19 protein-coding genes are annotated in these 18370 nt (G+C 51.8%); 11 read left to right on the forward strand and 8 right to left on the reverse strand.

All coding sequences use genetic code 11. The features are described 5' to 3' along the window. Nucleotides 1-3 precede the first annotated feature (3 nt). On the forward strand, nt 4-885 hold the full coding sequence (locus tag JNC80_RS02385) for a ribokinase (protein ID WP_075654092.1): 882 nt from the start codon (nt 4-6) through the stop codon (nt 883-885). Nucleotides 886-931: 46 nt separating this feature from the next. Here the strand turns inward: JNC80_RS02385 and JNC80_RS02390 are convergent, their stop codons facing one another. Further along, a complete protein-coding gene (locus tag JNC80_RS02390) occupies nt 932-1867 on the reverse strand; it encodes a nucleoside hydrolase (RefSeq protein ID WP_028233580.1) in 936 nt (311 codons plus the stop codon). Nucleotides 1868-2089: 222 nt separating this feature from the next. On the opposite strand from JNC80_RS02390, the gene JNC80_RS02395 reads away from it, so the two are divergent. Both JNC80_RS02395 and JNC80_RS02400 read left to right on the forward strand, forming a co-directional pair. Then, nucleotides 2090-2530: an Hsp20 family protein gene (locus tag JNC80_RS02395; RefSeq protein ID WP_022710706.1), complete on the forward strand. Its 441-nt coding sequence runs from the start codon at nt 2090-2092 to the stop codon at nt 2528-2530. Nucleotides 2531-2674: 144 nt separating this feature from the next. Next, entirely contained in the window at nt 2675-2926 is a 252-nt protein-coding gene (locus JNC80_RS02400) for a BQ00720 family protein (RefSeq protein ID WP_075654091.1), read from the forward strand. 164 nt (nt 2927-3090) lie between these two features. Here the strand turns inward: JNC80_RS02400 and ptsN are convergent, their stop codons facing one another. The 5 genes from ptsN to lptC form a co-directional block, all read right to left on the reverse strand. Next, nucleotides 3091-3555 (reverse strand): PTS IIA-like nitrogen regulatory protein PtsN, encoded by a 465-nt coding sequence (gene ptsN / locus JNC80_RS02405; protein ID WP_028233579.1) that lies wholly within the window; start codon nt 3553-3555, stop codon nt 3091-3093. A gap of 383 nt (nt 3556-3938) precedes the next feature. Beyond that, entirely contained in the window at nt 3939-4529 is a 591-nt protein-coding gene (gene hpf / locus JNC80_RS02410; protein WP_075654090.1) for a ribosome hibernation-promoting factor, HPF/YfiA family, read from the reverse strand. Between the two features lie 385 nt (nt 4530-4914). Then, a complete protein-coding gene (gene lptB / locus JNC80_RS02415) occupies nt 4915-5697 on the reverse strand; it encodes an LPS export ABC transporter ATP-binding protein (protein ID WP_051139016.1) in 783 nt (260 codons plus the stop codon). A gap of 171 nt (nt 5698-5868) precedes the next feature. Beyond that, complete coding sequence (locus tag JNC80_RS02420; RefSeq protein ID WP_376709628.1) at nt 5869-6438, reverse strand: LptA/OstA family protein; 570 nt, start codon at nt 6436-6438, stop codon at nt 5869-5871. A gap of 332 nt (nt 6439-6770) precedes the next feature. After that, nucleotides 6771-7421, reverse strand: coding sequence for an LPS export ABC transporter periplasmic protein LptC (gene lptC, locus JNC80_RS02425; RefSeq protein WP_075654089.1), 651 nt, complete (start codon nt 7419-7421; stop codon nt 6771-6773). A 344-nt stretch (nt 7422-7765) separates the two neighbouring features. Between lptC and sppA the strand changes: the two genes are divergently transcribed. From sppA to olsB, 8 genes are all read left to right on the forward strand, one after another. Then, nucleotides 7766-8743 (forward strand): signal peptide peptidase SppA, encoded by a 978-nt coding sequence (gene sppA, locus JNC80_RS02430; protein ID WP_022710699.1) that lies wholly within the window; start codon nt 7766-7768, stop codon nt 8741-8743. Nucleotides 8744-9016: 273 nt separating this feature from the next. Then, nucleotides 9017-9304: an integration host factor subunit beta gene (locus JNC80_RS02435; protein ID WP_033315997.1), complete on the forward strand. Its 288-nt coding sequence runs from the start codon at nt 9017-9019 to the stop codon at nt 9302-9304. Nucleotides 9305-9453: 149 nt separating this feature from the next. Beyond that, nucleotides 9454-9780, forward strand: a complete 327-nt coding sequence (locus tag JNC80_RS02440; protein ID WP_022710697.1) for a lipopolysaccharide assembly protein LapA domain-containing protein — start codon at nt 9454-9456, stop codon at nt 9778-9780. 384 nt (nt 9781-10164) lie between these two features. Continuing rightward, nucleotides 10165-11139 carry a bifunctional Delta(1)-pyrroline-2-carboxylate/Delta(1)-piperideine-2-carboxylate reductase gene (gene lhpI / locus JNC80_RS02445; protein ID WP_376709402.1) on the forward strand — a complete coding sequence of 325 codons (975 nt, stop codon included), beginning with the start codon at nt 10165-10167 and terminating at the stop codon, nt 11137-11139. Nucleotides 11140-11323: 184 nt separating this feature from the next. Continuing rightward, nucleotides 11324-12499, forward strand: a complete 1176-nt coding sequence (locus JNC80_RS02450) for an RsmD family RNA methyltransferase (protein ID WP_376709403.1) — start codon at nt 11324-11326, stop codon at nt 12497-12499. Beyond that, a complete protein-coding gene (locus tag JNC80_RS02455) occupies nt 12496-13359 on the forward strand; it encodes a TrmH family RNA methyltransferase (RefSeq protein WP_151158693.1) in 864 nt (287 codons plus the stop codon). Before JNC80_RS02450 ends, JNC80_RS02455 begins: the two co-directional genes overlap by 4 nt. A gap of 28 nt (nt 13360-13387) precedes the next feature. Next, the gene (gene lspA, locus JNC80_RS02460; protein ID WP_022710695.1) at nt 13388-13870 is read left to right on the forward strand and encodes a signal peptidase II; all 483 of its coding nucleotides are present in this window, start codon (nt 13388-13390) and stop codon (nt 13868-13870) included. Nucleotides 13871-14240: 370 nt separating this feature from the next. Then, entirely contained in the window at nt 14241-15110 is an 870-nt protein-coding gene (gene olsB, locus JNC80_RS02465; RefSeq protein WP_028233573.1) for a l-ornithine N(alpha)-acyltransferase, read from the forward strand. 40 nt (nt 15111-15150) lie between these two features. Here the strand turns inward: olsB and JNC80_RS02470 are convergent, their stop codons facing one another. Both JNC80_RS02470 and mutS read right to left on the reverse strand, forming a co-directional pair. Further along, entirely contained in the window at nt 15151-15516 is a 366-nt protein-coding gene (locus tag JNC80_RS02470) for a VOC family protein (protein ID WP_376709404.1), read from the reverse strand. Nucleotides 15517-15536: 20 nt separating this feature from the next. Further along, nucleotides 15537-18323 (reverse strand): DNA mismatch repair protein MutS, encoded by a 2787-nt coding sequence (mutS, locus tag JNC80_RS02475; protein WP_376709406.1) that lies wholly within the window; start codon nt 18321-18323, stop codon nt 15537-15539. Nucleotides 18324-18370: the final 47 nt, after the last annotated feature.

Here is an 18370-nt window from a genome sequence, read left to right on the forward strand (position 1 = left end):
TTTATGATTACGATTATCGGTTCGATTAATTTTGACCTCATCGCCCGCAGTCCGAAACTGCCGGAGCCCGGTGAAACCCTCACAGGCAGAAACTTCTCAACAGCCGCCGGCGGCAAAGGTGCCAATCAGGCACTTGCTGCCGCACGCGCCGGTGCATCCGTGCGTATGGTCGGTGCTGTTGGTGATGATTCCTTCGCTTCGCAGGCCGTTGCATTGCTGCGTGCCGACGGCGTGGATCTGACCCGTGTCGCCACACGCGGCGATGCCACCGGTATCGCGCTCATCACTGTTGAAGACAGCGGCGAAAATACCATCATCGTCATTCCGGGTGCCAATGGTCTGGTTACGCAAGACGATGTAAACACCGCTGATCTGGATGGCGGTTATCTGCTGCTGCAAATGGAAATTCCGCTGCCGACACTGGAGAAAGCCATCGCTGCATCAGAAACCAGCGACACAACCTGCATTCTCAATACCGCGCCCTGGCGCGATGATGCTGCCAGCCTGTTGCCGCGCGCCGATATTATTATTGCCAATGAAACGGAATTTGATCTGGCCAGCGTCCAGCTTGAATTGTCCGGCGATGACCGTCAGGCCAGAATGATCGACTTTGCCGAGCATTATGGCCGTACCATTATCGTAACGCTGGGTGCGCAGGGCATTATGGTGGCAACACCGGATGAGCATTACAGCCTGCCTGCCCTGAAGGTTAAGCCGGTGGATACGGTTGGTGCCGGTGACACATTCTGCGGCTATCTCGCGGCCGGTCTCGACAGCGGCCTGTCTTTGCGTGATGCCTGCCAGCGCGCTGCAAAGGCAGCATCGCTCGCTTGCCTGAAAGCCGGTGCTCAGCCTTCCATTCCTTACGCGGCAGAAGTCCAGTAAAAGAAAAGGCCGGAGAAATCTCCGGCCTTTTTTATCGTCTCTATATTTAAAGCGTTGCAATACGCTCGGTCAGCAATGTGAAGAAACCTTCGTGGTCAACATCACGCATCACGATTGCATTTTTCGGGCGTTTGGTAACACCCCACCAGTCGATTACCGACATACCGAGGCAAAGCTCAGACGCGGTTTCGATCTCAACATTGCAATGACGGCCTGAATAGAGTTCCGGCTTCAGCAGATAGGCAATCACATTCGGATCATGCAGCGGTCCGCCGTCTGTACCGTATTTTTCCTCATCAAAGCGTTCGAAAAACTCCAGCATCGCCACGCAGGCATCCCCCACCTTGTTACCAAGGGAGCGGAAAGCCTCAATACGTTTTGCAGTTGTCAGCGCCTTATGGGTAACATCCAGCGGCATCATCACAATCGGCACACCGGAGGCATAGACGACTTTCGCCGCTTCCGGATCCACATAGAAGTTGAACTCGGCGGTCGGCGTAATATTGCCGCCTTCAAAGAAACCGCCGCCCATCAGCACGATTTCCTGAATGCGGGAAGCGATTTCCGGTGCCTTGTTCAGCGCCAGCGCAATATTGGTCAAAGGTCCGAGAACGCAAAGCGTGACTGTGCCCGCAGCTTCATGCAGCAAAGTTTCAATGATGAAATCCACACCATGTTGCTTGTGCAGTTTCATCACCGGCTCTGGCAGATCAGGACCATCAAGACCGGTGCGGCCATGGACTTCTTCTGCAGTAACCAGCGGGCGAACCAGCGGCTTGGACGCGCCTGCAAAAACCTTTGTCTGCGGCTTGCCTGCCAGTTCGGCAATTTTCAGAGAATTATGCTGCGTCAGCGGCAAAGGCACATTACCGGCCACAGCAACAATACCCAGCACATCCAGCTCCGGACTTGCCAGAGCCAGCAGGATTGCCAATGCATCATCCTGCCCCGGATCTGTGTCGATAATAATTTTGCGGGCCATCAAAGCCATCCCTTTCATCAAAAAATCTGCGCATGGCGTCATGTGAACTCATGAGCTTTCAGGCGCACTATAAATGCAGTGAAATTATTTTCAGCACGAATCTTGAACGATAACGCACATATCAGCTGTTGCTCTTGAAGTGGAGCTTTTCTCAAGCCATATAAAGAGCAGGAAAACGCCGCTACGGGTTTTCCCCAAACGGTCGCTCTTAAGGACTGAACAATGACCAGACTTACACCTTTCTCCAGCCCGCTGCTGCTGGGTTTCGATACGATGGAAAAAACGCTGGAACGGATTGCTAAATCCGGTGACGGCTATCCGCCATATAATATCGAAAGACTGCGCAGCTCTGCGCAGGATCAGGAACAACCGGTTCCTGAGAAATTGCGCATCACACTTGCTGTTGCCGGTTTTTCTGATGACGATCTGGAAGTTACGACTGAAGATAACCAGCTGGTTATCCGCGGACGGCAGACCGATGAATCCGAGCGGGAATATCTGCATCGCGGCATTGCTGCACGTCAGTTTCAGCGTGTTTTTGTGCTGGCAGACGGTATGCGCGTGGTCAACGCGGAACTAAAAAACGGATTATTGTCGATTGATCTCGACAGACCGGAACCAGAACGCCTCGTCAAGCGTATTAGTATAAACGTGAAAGAGTGACCGTTCTCAGGATTATAAAAGAACTGTAAAGGGTTCATTGTTATAATCAGCTCCGTGGTTGCAGTTTTATCGGCTGATAAATGCAACTGCAAATGCTCTCGAAAGGCAGCGTCAATTTTGAGCTGCCAGGACAGGAGGCCTAAAATGACTGCTGACAAACACATTTTTACAGAATTCGAATTTGCCCATCTCGGCGAAGGTGAAATCGCCTATTTGCGCAAAGTTCGCTCCGAAGATTTGTCACGGCGCTTCCCTGCATTACCACCAATGGCGCCGGGCATGGAACTCTGGGCTCTCTTCGGCGCCAGCGGAACCCCTATCATGCTTTCCGATATGCGCGCCACAGCATTGGCCGGAGCACAGGAACATGAACTCCACACAGTGATGCTGCATTAAGCGCATCCTGACAAGTGAAACCGGTTAAACACATTACAACCCGCCTGTATCACAGGCGGGTTTTGTTTTTATTCCCACTTCATGAAAAATGCCGCGCTGCACAGGGCAAACACGGCATTTTAAATTCAACTCAACCCTGCTTAATCAACAGGACTGTCAGCTTTTCAGGCAGCATTGGATGCAGGTGGCGCAATCAAAAATGAATGCAGTGCCTGCGCATCAACGGTGCCGCGCAATTTAGCAACCATATCCGGATCGCGCAGCAAACGCGCAATACGGGACAGTGCCTTCAGATGATCTGCACCTGCATTTTCCGGTGCAAGCAACAGAAATACCAGATCAACCGGCTGATCATCCAATGCTTCAAAATCCACCGGCTGCTCAAGACGCGCAAAAACACCGGTAATTTTACTGATATTCGGCAGTTTGCCATGCGGTATCGCGATGCCGTTGCCAACACCGGTAGACCCCAGACGCTCACGCTGAGTCACAGTTTCAAAAACTTCTCGCTCAGAAAGACCTGTGAGTTCAGCAGCCTTCTCAGCCAAGATCTGCAATAATTGCTTCTTGGAGCTTGCCTTCAGCGAAGGGATAATCGCCCCTGGCTGAATCAGATCGCTAAGATCCATTTTCTCCATTCCTTCTCTCATGCGGAGTAATCATCTCCGTAACCGGGAGGTGCAGTGATCTACTGCCCATTCAACAGATACTCAAGTCAAATTCGCGATTCTACTCACACTTTTCACGCATCAACTCCGTAACGCATTGATTTCAATCATAAATAAAAATTAAAAAAAGATTACAATACGCATTCACTGACGCCTGCTTTGCGGCATTCCGCTCAAGGTACACCAGTAACACAAAAATTCCTATCTCTAGATATCGTGAATAACAACTGCAACCACGCAGAAAACAGGGCAGGCAACCCACTCATCGCTTCAATATTCTGTTCCGGAAAAGCAAAACCCCGCTATCTGCGGATTCGCAAATAGCGGGGCCTGTCAGTTCAGCCTTAAACGCGGGCTGCCTGTGCGACTCTGGACGGATCAATCCAGCCAATATTGCCATCCGGACGACGATAGACAATGTTGACTTCTTCACTTCCTGCATTGCGGAAGACCAATACAGGATGCTCTGTCAGATCAAGCTCAACAACGGCAGATGCAACACTCAGCGTGCGCAGGGAAACGGATGATTCCGCGACGATCGTCGGCGCATAATCCTCAGGAAGATCATGATCTTCGTCGGGAGCCGGTTCCATCACGCTATAGGCGATATTCTGATGATTGTTGCGCGCTGACTGAACCAGAGAGCGGGACTTGAGGCGACGCATATAGCGGCGCATCCTTGTCTCCAGCTTTTCAGCCGCTGCGTCAAAAGAAAATTGCGGATCCTGCGCTTCTGCAGAAGACTGCAGAGTCGCTCCGGTATCCAGATGCAAAGTGCAATCCGTAGTAAAACGGGAACCTGATTTAACGACTGTAATTGTACCGGAAAAGCCACCTTCGTAATATTTGCTAACAGCATCACGGACACGGTCTTCAATTCTGATGCGGAAAGCATCACCGATGTCCATATGTTTACCCGAAACGCGGAGACTCATGTGGCAGTACCTCGCTGTCTATATTCGAACACCTCAATCTAACCACAAGCGAAGGCATTGCGCAAAGCGAACTGACATAAAATAAAATAAACTTTGCATGTGCCAAAAGAATATGCGGACAGCTCTTTGATTGACACAATCAGTCACTATATAAGCGCCTGTCGAAAATTCCGGCGAAATAAACGCCCGTTATCAAAATCATCAACGATTTCAAATAAATTCGGAAGCAGAAACTGCTCCCGGGATTCGCTGACTAGAGCGGTTTACATTCATGCTGGATCGCAATGCTCGCTCTAGATTCTTTAGTTTGTCGCATTATCCCGACGTCAAGTTGATCCAACTTGACTGTGAAATGCTCTAATAACGCTTTGCGTAAAATTTGAACTTACAGAGTAAACTGATCGCCCAGATACAATCTGCGTACATCGGGATTGGCGACGATCTCTTTCGGACGGCCATGGGTCAGCACCTGTCCGGCATGGATAATATAAGCGCGGTCAATCAGGCCGAGCGTTTCACGCACATTGTGATCGGTAATCAGCACACCGATGCCGCGGCTGGTGAGGTGGCGCACAAGTTGCTGAATATCCGCAACCGCAATCGGATCCACACCGGCAAAAGGCTCATCCAGCAGCATAAAATTCGGGCGGGATGCCAGTGCACGGGCAATTTCGAGACGGCGGCGTTCACCACCCGACAGTGAAATCGCCTGCGCCTTGCGCAGATGCGTGATATGGAATTCTTCCAGCAGCGCATCCAGTTCAATGGCGCGCTTTTTGCGGTCTTTTTCGACCACTTCCAGCACGGCCTTGATATTATCTTCAACCGACAGACCACGGAAAATCGAAGCTTCCTGCGGCAGATAGCCGATGCCGAGCCGTGAACGGCGATACATCGGCATAGATGTTACGTCAAAACCGTCAATCTCAATCGTACCGCTGTCGACCGGCACCAGACCGGTCACCATATAAAAGCAAGTGGTTTTACCGGCACCGTTCGGACCCAGAATACCGACAGCCTCACCGGCACGCACACCAAAGGACACACCATTCACAACCTGACGGCCGCGATAGCTCTTGCTGATGCCTCTGGCAACCAGCGTTCCTTTAAGCCGTGACAATTCCTGAGGCGGACGCTGTCCTTCCGCACCGGCAGACTGCGCCTGCAAATTGCCCGCAGCATCGGCCGCGGCATTATCGGGAGCATGATCGGTTTGGGCGTTTAAAGAGGACAATAGAAATCCAGACCAGTTATCAAAGCCGGTGCCTGCATTCAAAGCACAAGCAAAATTAAATTTATCAGCTCAGTTGCAGACCAGAACAGCTCTGATCTTGCAATTTTATTCGGCTTTAGGAGACAGAATAATGGAGACGCGGCCGGACTGTCCTTTACAGCTTTCCAGATAGGCTTTGCCTGTCTGGGTATTGGCTGTCAGCTTGCAACCGGTGGCAATATTATCACCATCAGACAGCACAACTTTCTGGCCGGTCAGCACCATTGTCTGCGCTTTGGCATCATAAGTGCCGGCATCGCCGGTTGCGACCTGTGTACCGGATTTCAGATAGACTTTTCCGTCCACTTCAATCTTCTCAATGCCGCCGGCATCCAGACCAGCGCCACTCAAACCACCGATACCGCCTTTGGCTTTATCAGCACCGGCTTTATCGCCGCCGTCTTTTTTCTTGCCGGTATGAACCTGCATACGACCGGCACGCAGCAGAATATCGCCCTGCTTGACCGAAACATTACCGGTGAGAATGATAATGCCCTCTTTGTCGCGCACTTCCATTTTACCGGCATCAATCGACACAGGTTCTTTGCTGTCAGATAATTTCAATCCGTCAAGGGGAACACCCTGCTGTGCCTGAGCAACTGAAAGGCTCAAAGGCAAAATCAGCAAACCGGACATGAAGAGGGCGGCGATCTGCTTCACGCCTGTCAGGCGCAGCGCAGACTTGCCCGAAACTGTATTCTGTGAGCCTGTTTTCAGCTCGCTGCCTGCCTGTTGCCGCATCATATTCATTCCCTCGAAAATCACCCTTGTTATAAATCGCAAGTTTGAGAATAAAACAACAAACTTCTGAATATATTCTTGCCGCCGGATCATAAGTCGGGCCGGAATATACGCAGTCTGCCAACACATCTATAACAGGCGTATTACTTATTAGTGTAAATCACTATCACACTCTGTTCAACGACGAAACAAAGACTGCTTTACGGGCAGCAACACAGGTGCTGCAATCAGCTGCCCTTTTTCGCTGCGGAGACGGTTTCCTTAACAGGCTCAATGGTCAGCTGAACCTGATCATCAAACACCATCACCTTGCCGTTTTCCTTAATGAGCATTTTATTTGCGCGGATATGTGCGTTTTTTGTGCGGATATCCACCGGCTTATCGGTCGACATCTCGCCACTCGACACATTCACATTGGCAGAGCCCAGCTTGGCTTCCATGCCATCGGTTGTCTTCACTGTGAACGCATTATCAAACTGCAAATGACCGTTATTGCTGTCATAGACGCCGGATGCCGCATCAATCTCAGCGCTGTCTTTATCACCGACAGGCAATTGCGCTTTGATTCCTTCCAGCGCAACCACGCCGTTCTGTTTGGCATCCTGCACAGCGCGCTCGGCAACCATCGAAAACGGACGCTTATCCTTGGTGTAACCTTTAAGCTGCGGGCCGGTCATCACCAGCTTGCCGCTTTCAGAGGGATCAAGCTCAACTTTCACCGGTGAGGGAGGCGTAGCCAGAAATGTGTACCATGAGAAAACCGCAGCCACGCCGAGAGCAACAACCGGCAAAGCGGTTTTCAGAACGCGCACGCGCATGCTGTGTCTCTTCGCAGCGTGAAACACAGCGGTACTTTTATGTGACGCTCCGAAAACCATTTTATGGTCTGACACAGTCCAAAACTCCTGAAACCGGCAATTTGCCAGCTGCCTACACGTAAGGTATTAATATTTATCGGTGAAATGCACGACTATTCTGTATAGTGCGCTCAAATCGCTTTTTATTGTGGTATAAATGGGATGATACCGCGTCCAAAACAAGCTGCATTGCTGCAGTTGTGCGTTCCGGAGGTTTAACTCAGATCACTTTTCAATGATATGAGGTTAAAAAACCTGATAATACCATGTTCAGGTCTTCCTCGGATATTATCCCCGCTTCCAAAATACATTCTGTTTATGCGACATATAAAGACATCATATAAGCCCAAGAACGGACATATCTCATGACTTATACTGCCGATGCAGTGCTTGAACGTCGTCGAATTCGCCGTAAGCTGACTTTCTGGCGTGCTGTCACTTTGCTGCTTGTTGCGGCAATGATACTCTTCGCTGCGCTTTACATCAACGGCAGCAAGTCTTCCCGCAATGTGCCTCACATTGCAAAAATTTCCATCACCGGCACCATTTATAACAATGAAGAGCTTTTGAAACGTCTCAAAGATGTCGCAGAGAGCGATATGGTGAAAGGCGTCATTCTGGATATCAGCTCTCCCGGCGGCACCACGACCGGCGGCGAAGTGATTTATGATGCCGTGCGCAAAATCGCCGATAAGAAACCAGTGGTCTCACAGGTCGGCACACTGGCAGCATCCGCGGGCTATATGATTGCCATCGCCTCAGACCATGTGATCGCCCATAAGACATCTATGATCGGTTCGATCGGCGTGCTGTTTCAATATCCTGATATCAGCGCCTTGCTGGATAAAGTCGGTGTGAAATTTGAAACCATCAAATCCAGCCCGCTGAAGGCCGAGCCGAATTTCTTCTCTCCGGCCAGTGAAGAAGCCAAGGCCATGATCGATAACACAGTCAAAGATACTTATGACTGGTTTGTTGGTCTGGTTAAAGAACGCCGTCCGATGATTACAGCCGACAAGCTCCCTGCTTTGACCAATGGTTCGGTCTATACCGGCCGTCAGGCATTGCAGCATAAGCTGATTGACGCGATCGGCGATGAGGAAACCTCTGTTGCATGGCTTGAGACCAAAGGCATCGACAAAGAGTTGCCGGTTATCGAGTGGAAAGCTGAAAGCTCATCCTATAATGACCTGCTTTCCTCAGCTGCAATGAAATTATTGTTGCGGAACATGGGCTTGTCCGATCAGGCCGGTGCACTATTTGATGAACAGATCGGTCAACGTATCTTCCTTGACGGCATGCTTTCAGTTTGGCACGGTAGCAACGGAGAAAAACCGCAATAATACCCGTAAAATGCGTTTAACATTAAAGATAATGCGTATTTTCAGATAGTTATGCTATGAAATATTAATAGCATAGGCATATTATTCATACTAAGCTGTCTCTGTTCCGACGGGGACAGCCCGCATACAGGTTCTGAGAGTATTCTTTTAGGGCGCATTCCCCGATCCTTATTAAAGGTGCGGGTCAGATGCGCAGTATATCAAAACCGGAAGCGCAGCGGTCCGTTTCAGACGGCCGGATTAAGCGCTAATATTGCAGAGAGGTCGAACGCAGTGATTAAATCTGAACTCGTGCAGATCATCGCCAGCCGCAATCCGCATCTTTTCCAGCGCGACGTGGAAAATATTGTCGGTGCAGTTTTCGATGAAATTACTGAAGCTCTGGCGGAAGGAAACCGCGTAGAGCTCCGTGGCTTCGGCGCCTTTTCCGTGAAAAACCGCCCTGCCCGCAACGGACGCAACCCGCGCACGGGCGAATCGGTCGATGTTGAGGAAAAATGGGTTCCGTTCTTCAAAACCGGCAAAGAACTGCGTGATCGCCTCAATAACGGCCACGATTAATCAATAATAGCTGCAGCGCATATACAAGCGTCTTTATGCGCAACATGCGAGCGGTGATATAAAATCAGGCACTTCTGCTATCGGGCATATTTATGCCTGATAGCACTTATATTTTATGCAGTGCAGCCCGAGAATTACGGATATTAAACATGACCAACCGTTTTCTGACACTTGTCATTGCCTTGCCGCTTGCAGTGATTTTAATTGTACTGTCGGTCGCCAATCGCAGTGCAGTCAGTGTGACGCTTGATCCGTTCAACCCCGGCAATCCTGCTCTGACCTATACAGCACCATTGTTTCTCTGGGTGCTGGGGGCTTTTCTTGTTGGTATTGTTACCGGCGGTCTGCTGATCTGGTTCACACAGGGACGACACCGCAAACTGGCACGCAAGCGTAAAGCAGAAGCCGATGCACTCCTGACCCGCGCCAAACAGGCGGAAGCCAAAAACCTGCCATCCGCATCTTCCCTGTCCTGATCTCGGCGCTGCATCCACACAGACCACATATATTATCAGGCTTTTTCATCAACTTCATAAAGATCGGTGCTTGTCTCCCACCCTCAGGCATGGGAACAATCTGTTGTTGTGAGAGCGCGTTTTGTGCGCCGATCGGGCACACAGCGCTCTAAAGCATGTCGCGGAAAAACGGGCACCGGTTTTCCGATAACGACATACGTGAAAACAAGGAGATCGAGCGAGCGCAGTGAGTATAATTAAATGCGCTACGCTCTAGATTCTTTATTTGGTCGCATTATCACGGGCGTCAAGTTGATCCAACTTGACTGTGAAATGCTCTAATGAAAATAAATGCCCGTGCATTGCAGGAGACAATGGGCGGCATCATAAAAGGCCTGACAAATAATGCTTCATATTTCCGCTGCTGCCGTTGATGATCTGATGACCTGGCCGGAACTGGTCGATGCGCTGGACAGCGCCTTCCGTAACGGTATGATCCAGCCTGTGCGCCATCACCATCCGGTTGAACGCCCTGAGGGCAGCCCGTCCATGTTGCTGCTGATGCCTGCATGGTCAGATTTCCATAAACTTGAGCATCAGTCGCAAGGCTATATGGGCGTTAAAATCGTCACCGTGTCACCGGATAACGGTCTGATCGACAAGCCTGCGGTTATGGGGGTGTACCTGCTGCTTGACGGCATTACCGGCGAACCGAAAGCTTTGATCGACGGCCAGAGCCTGACCCGCTGGCGCACGGCCGCAGCCTCCGCCCTTGCCGCCCGCTATCTGGCACGGGAAGATGCATCGCGTCTTGTCATTATGGGTGCCGGAGCGGTTTCTTCCAATCTCGTCCGCGCCCATAGTTCTGTGCGCCCGATTACCGATATTGCGCTTTGCGTGCGCAATCCGAAACGGGCAGAAGCAACACTCAAAGAACTGCGTGATGAAGGCTATAATGCCTATATTGCAGAAGATCATATCGCAGCCATTCAGCAGGCGGATATTGTTGCCGCCGGCACTCTGGCAACCGAACCATTGATTCACGGGAAACATTTGCATCCCGGCACCCATGTGGATCTGGTCGGCGCTTTCACGCCGGATATGCGTGAAAGCGATGACGAAGCCGTGCTGCGCTCCCGTGTTTTTGTCGACACCAAAGACGGTGCTCTGAAAGAAGGCGGCGACATTACACAGCCTTTGCGTGACGGCATTATCAAGCCGGATCATGTGCTCGGCGATCTGTTTGATCTGGCACGCGGAACAGTCAAAGGCCGCGTAAGCGATCAGGACATTACACTGTTCAAATCCGTGGGTGCAGCCATGGAAGACCTTGCCGCCGGTATTATGGTCTATGAAAAGAGCCTGAAACAACAGGGCTGATCCCGCCCGTTATTTTGCCCTGAAGAACCTCAGATATGGCGGCTTTTCAGGGCAAAGATGCATTTATAAGATATTTGCGCTTAAATTCAGCTTTCCCAAAAGGCTGCCATGCTCTACGAAACAGAAAATATTGCACCATCTGATGGTATAGTATTTTGAGTTTAACAGTTTCGGAGCAAACAGGGTGAAACCGCCAAAAGGAAAAGCCGCCAAATCTCATAATGGTTCATCAGCGCGATCTGCGGGCAAACCGGCCGCACAGTCACGCGATAGCCGTAAAGCGGTGTCGGCTGCACCTTCGCAGGGTTTTAAAAAACCGCGCCCGAAATTTGCTAAAACCGAACAGAATGCTGCGGCTTTTGAAAATGCAGCACCGGCTGCACCGAAAAAAGTAACGGCTGAACCGGCTGTCGCCCAGCGCTCATTGCTGAAACTGACAGGCGACCGACCTCAGCAAAATCTGCCGGTTATTCTCGAGACCAGCCCGAGCGAAGATTATGCGCTGCTTGACAGCGGCAACAGTCTCAAGCTTGAACAATATGGCCCTTACCGCATCATCCGCCCTGAGGCGCAGGCAATCTGGCAGCCTGCATGGCCGCAGAGCGAATGGGATAAGGCAGACGCGATCTTCACCGGCAATACCGATGAAGAAGGCATGGGACGCTGGCACTTTCCGAAACAGCAACTGGGTGAAACCTGGCCAATGGCGTTGCAGGATGTGCGCTTCTTCGGCCGCTTCACCTCGTTCCGCCATGTCGGCGTTTTTCCGGAGCAGGCCGCGCACTGGGCTTTCATGGCGCAGCAGGTGCGCGATGCCCGTAAAAAACAGATCAACCGTTCCGTTCGTGTCCTCAACCTCTTCGGCTATACCGGTGTTGCCTCGCTGATTGCCGCCCATGCCGGTGCAGAAGTGACCCATGTGGACGCTTCCAAAAAAGCTATCAACTGGGCGCGTGAAAATCAGGCGCTGGCCGGTCTGGAAGACAAGCCGATCCGCTGGATCTGCGAAGACGCAACCAAATTTGTGGCGCGCGAAGAGCGCCGTGGCAATACTTACGACATTATCCTGCTCGACCCGCCCGCCTATGGCCGCGGTCCGAATGGCGAAGTCTGGCAGCTTTTTGATAATCTGCCGCAGATGGTCGATATGTGCCGCGCCATTCTCTCGCCGGATGCCCTCAGCGTTGTGCTGACTGCCTATTCGATCCGTGCTTCATTCTTTGCCATTCACGAGCTGATGCGCGACCGCTTTACCGGTCGCGGCGGCGTGATTGAATCAGGCGAACTGATCCTGCGTGAACGCTCTGCCGAACGCGCACTTTCCACTTCCATGTTCTCCCGCTGGATTGCCAATTCATGACCCAGAATAATGATTTTTCCCGCAAAGATACTCCGCGCACCGGTAGCGTTAAAGAAGTTACCAGCCTGACCAATCCGATCGTCAAAGACCTGCGTGCTTTGTCTATGAAGAAGTTCCGCGACCAGCAAGGCGTGTTTCTGGCGGAAGGTCTGAAACTGGTGATCGATGCCATTGATCAGGGCTGGCGCATCCGCACTCTGGTGTTTTCCAAAGCCGGTAAAGGCAATCCGCTGGTAGAAAAAGTGGCAGCCCGCACCAAAGCCGGTGGTGGTCTGGTGCTTGAAGCTTCAGAAAAAGTCATTGCGGCGATCACCCGTAAAGACAATCCACAAATGGTTGCCGGTGTTTTTGACCAGCGTTTTGAAACACTGGATCATCTGCGCCCGCAAGGCAATGATACCTATATCGCTCTCGACCGTGTGCGTGATCCCGGCAATCTCGGCACTATCATCCGTACCGCTGATGCGGTCGGTGCCAAAGGTATCATTCTGATCGGTGACTGTACTGACCCTTATTCGATGGAGACTGTGCGCGCGACCATGGGTTCGGTTTTTGCCGTGCCGCTCTATCGCGCCAAGCATGACGAATTCGTCAACTGGCGCAAATCCTATAAGGGCGTGCTGGTAGGAACGCATCTCAAAGGTGCGGTTGATTACCGGACCATTCCTTACAACAAACAGCCGGTTGTGCTGATGATGGGCAATGAACAGCAGGGTTTGCCTGATGATCTTGCTCAAATTTGCACACATTTGGCACGTATTCCTCAGGCTGGCCGTGCGGATTCGCTTAATCTTGCCATTGCCACAGGCGTCATGCTCTATGAAATCCGACGTGACGCTCTGGTTCTGGATGATCGCTAAACTAAGACACGCAGGAGTTTAAGCCCCTATGTCCCAACGTGCCACTCTCTGGTCTGTTCTGATTATCGTTTTCGCTGTCACCTCAGACCAGTATATCAAATTTCTGGTTGAGAGCGGCATGGACTATAATCAGCAGATTGATCTGCTGCCGTTTCTGGCGCTTTACCGCACCCATAATGAGGGCATTGCTTTCTCCATGCTGTCGTGGCTGCATGACGGCGGCCTGATAGCCATGACTGTTGCTGTCATCGGTTTCGTCTCCTATCTGTGGTGGACAACCGCACCGGAACGGGTGATCAGTCGTATCGGCTTTGCACTGATTATTGGTGGTGCGCTCGGCAATCTCATCGACCGCAGCCTGCTCGGCTATGTGGTTGATTACATCCTGTTCCATCTGCCAAGCTGGTCTTTTGCTGTCTTCAATATGGCTGACGTTTATATCTCTACCGGTGCCGGACTGATTATCCTCGACGAACTGGTGCAATGGAGAAAGTCCCGCTCTGCGGGCTGAGGGGAAAAAATCCCGCTCTGCAGGTTGAGGGCAAGTAGTCCCGCTTTGCTGGCTGAAACACCTCAAAATCTTCACCAAATCCGGTCATTTCCCTGACAAAATCTCCGGCAAATCAATTTAAACGGATTTGCCGGCGGCTTTTTCACATGCTGCCGTTCTCCATACCTGTCAGTTTCACCGGCCTGACAAGACAATCTAAAAGGCATATGTCACATGCCTGACGCAGACATCCTCTATAAATACCGCAACTCAGAAACGTGGCTAAGCAGACAAAATACTTGCGGACAGCACTGAGACAGTTGAATCCGGCGGAGGATATATCTTGCCACAGGCTCTTGGAATTTTTTCACAAACCGCGCATGATGCACGCATGAAGCAAACACCACCAGATACGCTTGAAATAGGCGCCATTTTAGCTGATGCCGGTTTTTCTTCACTGGCCGGCCAGATACTGGGGCGTATGGGCAGTCTTATTGTGCGGATTGCAGACAATCCGGACACGATCCGTATTGCGCAAAAACTGCGCTACGATGTTTTTTATACCGAGCTCGGTGCGCAAAAATCTCAAAATACCATTCTCGAAGAACGCGACAGCGACCATTATGATGCGATCTGTGATCATCTGGTGGTTTATGACACATCAATTTCCGGCGGTGAGGCAGAGCAGCTTGTCGGAACATACCGCCTGATGCGCAGCGACATGCTCGCGGCTGGGCATACATTCTATTCTGCCGGTGAATATGAAATCACCAAACTGCTTGAACGCAAGCCCGGCCTGCAATTTCTTGAACTCGGCCGCTCCTGCGTTAAGCCGGAATATCGCTCCAAGCGTACGGTTGAATTGCTGTGGCAGGGCATCTGGTCCTATTGCCGCCAGCACAGGATTGAAGTGATGTTCGGCTGCGCCTCATTCCACGGTACGGTGCCGGAAGCCCATGCACTGCCGCTGTCTTTCCTGCATCATAATTGCCGCGCTGATGCGGAATGGGATGTCCGTGCGCTTGAGCAACATTACCGCTCGATGGATATTGTTCCGCAGGAAGCCATCAACCCGAAAGTGGCGCTGTTTTCCATGCCGCCACTGATCAAAGGCTATTTGCGCCTTGGCGCAATGATCGGTGACGGTGCAGTGGTTGACCATCAGTTCGGCACCACGGATGTGCTGATTGTTCTGCCGGTCGAGCGTATTTCCAGTCGCTACATCAATTATTACGGCGCTGAAGCTGACCGTTTTGTATGATGTGATGAAAACAAAAAGACCGGCAATATACCGGTCTTTTTTATATCTGATGCGATAAGATATTTATGACATATCCGAGCGGATCACGGACATAAAAACGCTGCACGCCCCACGGTTCTTCCGTGAGCGGATAGATGATCTCAAATCCTGCAACCTGTGCGCGATGATAGACTTCATCCAGATTATCAACCTCAATGGAAAGACGGGGCACATCCGTTCCGCCGCCGCCCTCTGTCGCTAAACTGAGCTGTTGGACAGGTCTGTTTTCTGCGGCCGCTCCGGCAGCCAGCGTTACGATCCAACCGTGATCCATCACCACATCCAACCCCAGCAGTTCCTCATAAAAGACCCGCGCAGCCTGAAGATCAGAGCCTGCCAGATTAGCTACGATCCTCAGAACTGCCATGTCGTCTCTCCTGCCGGGTTTTAGTTTTTAACCGATAGTTGTTTCAGGCGGTATAAGGCTTCCAGTGCTTCGCGCGGTGTCAGATCATCCGGATTGATCTCGTTCACAGCGCTCAGCAATGCGCTGTCCTGCGCAGGTTTTGCCACTTCACGCGGCTTGGCAACGACAGCAAAAAGCGGCAGATCATCAATGATCTTTTCAGCCTTGCCGGAGGTTTCGCCCTCTTCTAAGCGATGCAGCACATCGCGCGCCCGTTCAACCACCGCATCAGGCAGACCGGCAAGGCGTGCAACCTGCACACCATAGGAGCGATCAGCGGCACCTTTGGCCACCTCGTGCAGGAACACGACATCGCCTTCCCACTCTTTCACCCGCATAGTGACATTGGCAAGCCGTGCCAGCTTCTCTGACAGTGCCGTCATTTCATGAAAATGCGTGGCGAACAGAGCGCGACAACGGTTTTTCTCGTGCAGATATTCCACGCTCGCCCAGGCAATCGACAACCCGTCGAAAGTCGCGGTACCACGACCGATTTCATCGAGAATGACCAGTGAGCGTTCACCGGCGAGATTGAGAATAGCGGCGGTTTCGACCATTTCCACCATGAAAGTGGAACGTCCACGCGCCAGATCATCCGATGCACCGACACGGCTGAACAGACGATCAACAATACCGATATGCGCAGATGTAGCCGGAACGTAAGAGCCCATCTGAGCGAGAATTGCGATGAGCGCATTCTGGCGCAGGAAGGTCGATTTACCGCCCATGTTGGGGCCGGTCAAAAGCCAGATAGCACCGAATTTCTGATCGCCCAGCGGTGACAAATCGCAATCATTGGCCACGAAAGGATTAGCGGCCTGTTTTTTCAGCGCCTGCTCGACAACCGGATGACGGCCGCCATCAATGGCAAAATTCAGACTATCATCGACTTTCGGGCGGCAATAGCCCTGCTCATCGGCCAGAACACCCAGCGCTGCCGACACATCCATCACCCCAAGAGCCGCAGCACCGGCACGAATAGCATCAGCATTTTCAACTGTGTGACGGATTAATTCTTCGAAAATTGCCAGTTCAATCGAAAGTGCACGATCAGCGGCATTGGCAATTTTGGTTTCCAGTTCCGCCAGTTCCGTGGTGGTGAAACGCATAGCGCTGGCCATAGTCTGGCGATGGATAAAACGTGCTTTGGCCTCATCCGTATCGGTCAGTGCACCGGCATTATTGGCAGTCACCTCAATGAAATAACCAAGCACATTATTATGCTTGATCTTGAGCGATTTAACGCCCGTCTCTTCCATATAATCAGCCTGAAGTCCGGCAATCACACGACGCGACTGATCGCGAAGGCTACGCATCTCATCCAGTTCTGCGTGATAGCCCGTGCGGATAAAACCGCCATCGCGTTTCAGCAATGGTAGTTCTTCCGCCAAAGTCTGATCAAGCAATTGCGCATAATCTTCCGGCAGTGCGAGAATAGCGCGGCAGGCCTGCGCCAGCTCTTCCGACAATTGCTTATCCTGAAACAGTTGGCGCACCAGATGTGCGGCCTGAAAACCGGCATGCAAAGCGCCAAGATCACGCGGACCACCGCGCCCGACGGCCAGACGTGACAAGGCACGCGGCATATCCGGCACACCGCGCAAAGCAGCACGCAGTCCTTGTGCCAATGATGTTTCACTTAGAAAAAACGCAACGGAATCCTGTCGTGCAGCAATTTTTTCCGGCTCAGTCAGCGGCGCTGTCAGACGCTCGGCCAACAGGCGTGCACCGGCACCGGTGACTGTGCGGTCAACGGCTTTGAGCAGTGAGCCTTCACGATTGCCGGAAAGCGTGCGCATCAGTTCCAGATTGGCGCGGGTTGCCGGATCAATAAACAGCGACGACCCATCTGTTTCGCGCTCTGGGCGCATCAGCGGCGGGCGCTCGGCAATCTGGGTTTTCTCAAGGTAAGCAATGGCGCCGGAAATGGCAGAAAGCTCAGTGCGGTTGAACTCGCCGAAGCCATCCAAAGTTGCCACGCCGTAATAGCGCTTGATGCGTTCTTCTGCCGTTGAACTTTCAAACAGGCTCGGATGTTGCGGCATCACAATCCGCCCGAGCAGATCCAGTACCGGACGGATCTGCGGATCCTGAAACGCGGTTTCCGGCACGATCAGCTCGCTCGGATCAACGCGCATAATATCGGCATAGAGTTTTTCAGGCGTGGTTTCCGTCATACGGAACTGGCCGGTGGAAATATCAATCCATGCCAGCGACAGCCTACCCTCTTCCGCACCTCTTACACCACTTCCCATTTGTGCGCTACGCACACGGCCGAGGATCATCAGAAAGTTTGCACGCGCCGGATCAAGCAGTTTTTCTTCCGTGATCGTGCCCGGTGTGACAAGACGGATCACATCGCGTTTGACCACCGATTTCGAGCCGCGCTTCTTCGCCTCTGCCGGATCTTCCACTTGCTCACAGACGGCCACGCGGAAGCCCTTGCCGATCAGACGCTGCAAATAATCATCTGCCGTATGCACCGGCACACCGCACATCGGAATATCTTCACCCAGATGTTTGCCGCGCTTGGTCAGTGTAATCCCGAGAGCCTCTGATGCCTCAATCGCATCATTGAAAAACAGCTCATAAAAATCACCCATACGATAGAACAGCAAGCTGTCGGGATAGGCAGCCTTGATCTCAATATATTGTTCCATCATCGGCGTCGGACGCGCGGTGAGGCCTGCATCATAAGTGCTCTGCGGCTCATCTGCGAGTTCAGGCGTCCGGTCAGATTTTACTGAGGCTGTATCATGCTGCGTCATAGGGAATACACATGTTCCTGAAATAATTTTTCAAAATCCTGCACGAG

This window comes from Pseudochrobactrum lubricantis, from assembly GCF_041929865.1.
GTDB classification, from domain to species: Bacteria; Pseudomonadota; Alphaproteobacteria; order Rhizobiales; family Rhizobiaceae; genus Pseudochrobactrum; species Pseudochrobactrum saccharolyticum.

What these genes read in the sequence shown, in the direction of transcription:
- JNC80_RS02385 (WP_075654092.1), top strand. Translation starts at nt 4, where the DNA reads ATGATTACGATTATCGGTTCGATTAATTTTGACCTCATCGCCCGCAGT.
- JNC80_RS02390 (WP_028233580.1), bottom strand. Translation starts at nt 1,867, where the DNA reads ATGGCCCGCAAAATTATTATCGACACAGATCCGGGGCAGGATGATGCA.
- JNC80_RS02395 (WP_022710706.1), top strand. Translation starts at nt 2,090, where the DNA reads ATGACCAGACTTACACCTTTCTCCAGCCCGCTGCTGCTGGGTTTCGAT.
- JNC80_RS02400 (WP_075654091.1), top strand. Translation starts at nt 2,675, where the DNA reads ATGACTGCTGACAAACACATTTTTACAGAATTCGAATTTGCCCATCTC.
- ptsN (WP_028233579.1), bottom strand. Translation starts at nt 3,555, where the DNA reads ATGGATCTTAGCGATCTGATTCAGCCAGGGGCGATTATCCCTTCGCTG.
- hpf (WP_075654090.1), bottom strand. Translation starts at nt 4,529, where the DNA reads ATGAGTCTCCGCGTTTCGGGTAAACATATGGACATCGGTGATGCTTTC.
- JNC80_RS02420 (WP_376709628.1), bottom strand. Translation starts at nt 6,438, where the DNA reads ATGTCCGGTTTGCTGATTTTGCCTTTGAGCCTTTCAGTTGCTCAGGCA.
- lptC (WP_075654089.1), bottom strand. Translation starts at nt 7,421, where the DNA reads ATGGTTTTCGGAGCGTCACATAAAAGTACCGCTGTGTTTCACGCTGCG.
- sppA (WP_022710699.1), top strand. Translation starts at nt 7,766, where the DNA reads ATGACTTATACTGCCGATGCAGTGCTTGAACGTCGTCGAATTCGCCGT.
- JNC80_RS02440 (WP_022710697.1), top strand. Translation starts at nt 9,454, where the DNA reads ATGACCAACCGTTTTCTGACACTTGTCATTGCCTTGCCGCTTGCAGTG.
- lhpI (WP_376709402.1), top strand. Translation starts at nt 10,165, where the DNA reads ATGCTTCATATTTCCGCTGCTGCCGTTGATGATCTGATGACCTGGCCG.
- JNC80_RS02455 (WP_151158693.1), top strand. Translation starts at nt 12,496, where the DNA reads ATGACCCAGAATAATGATTTTTCCCGCAAAGATACTCCGCGCACCGGT.
- lspA (WP_022710695.1), top strand. Translation starts at nt 13,388, where the DNA reads ATGTCCCAACGTGCCACTCTCTGGTCTGTTCTGATTATCGTTTTCGCT.
- olsB (WP_028233573.1), top strand. Translation starts at nt 14,241, where the DNA reads ATGAAGCAAACACCACCAGATACGCTTGAAATAGGCGCCATTTTAGCT.
- JNC80_RS02470 (WP_376709404.1), bottom strand. Translation starts at nt 15,516, where the DNA reads ATGGCAGTTCTGAGGATCGTAGCTAATCTGGCAGGCTCTGATCTTCAG.
- mutS (WP_376709406.1), bottom strand. Translation starts at nt 18,323, where the DNA reads ATGACGCAGCATGATACAGCCTCAGTAAAATCTGACCGGACGCCTGAA.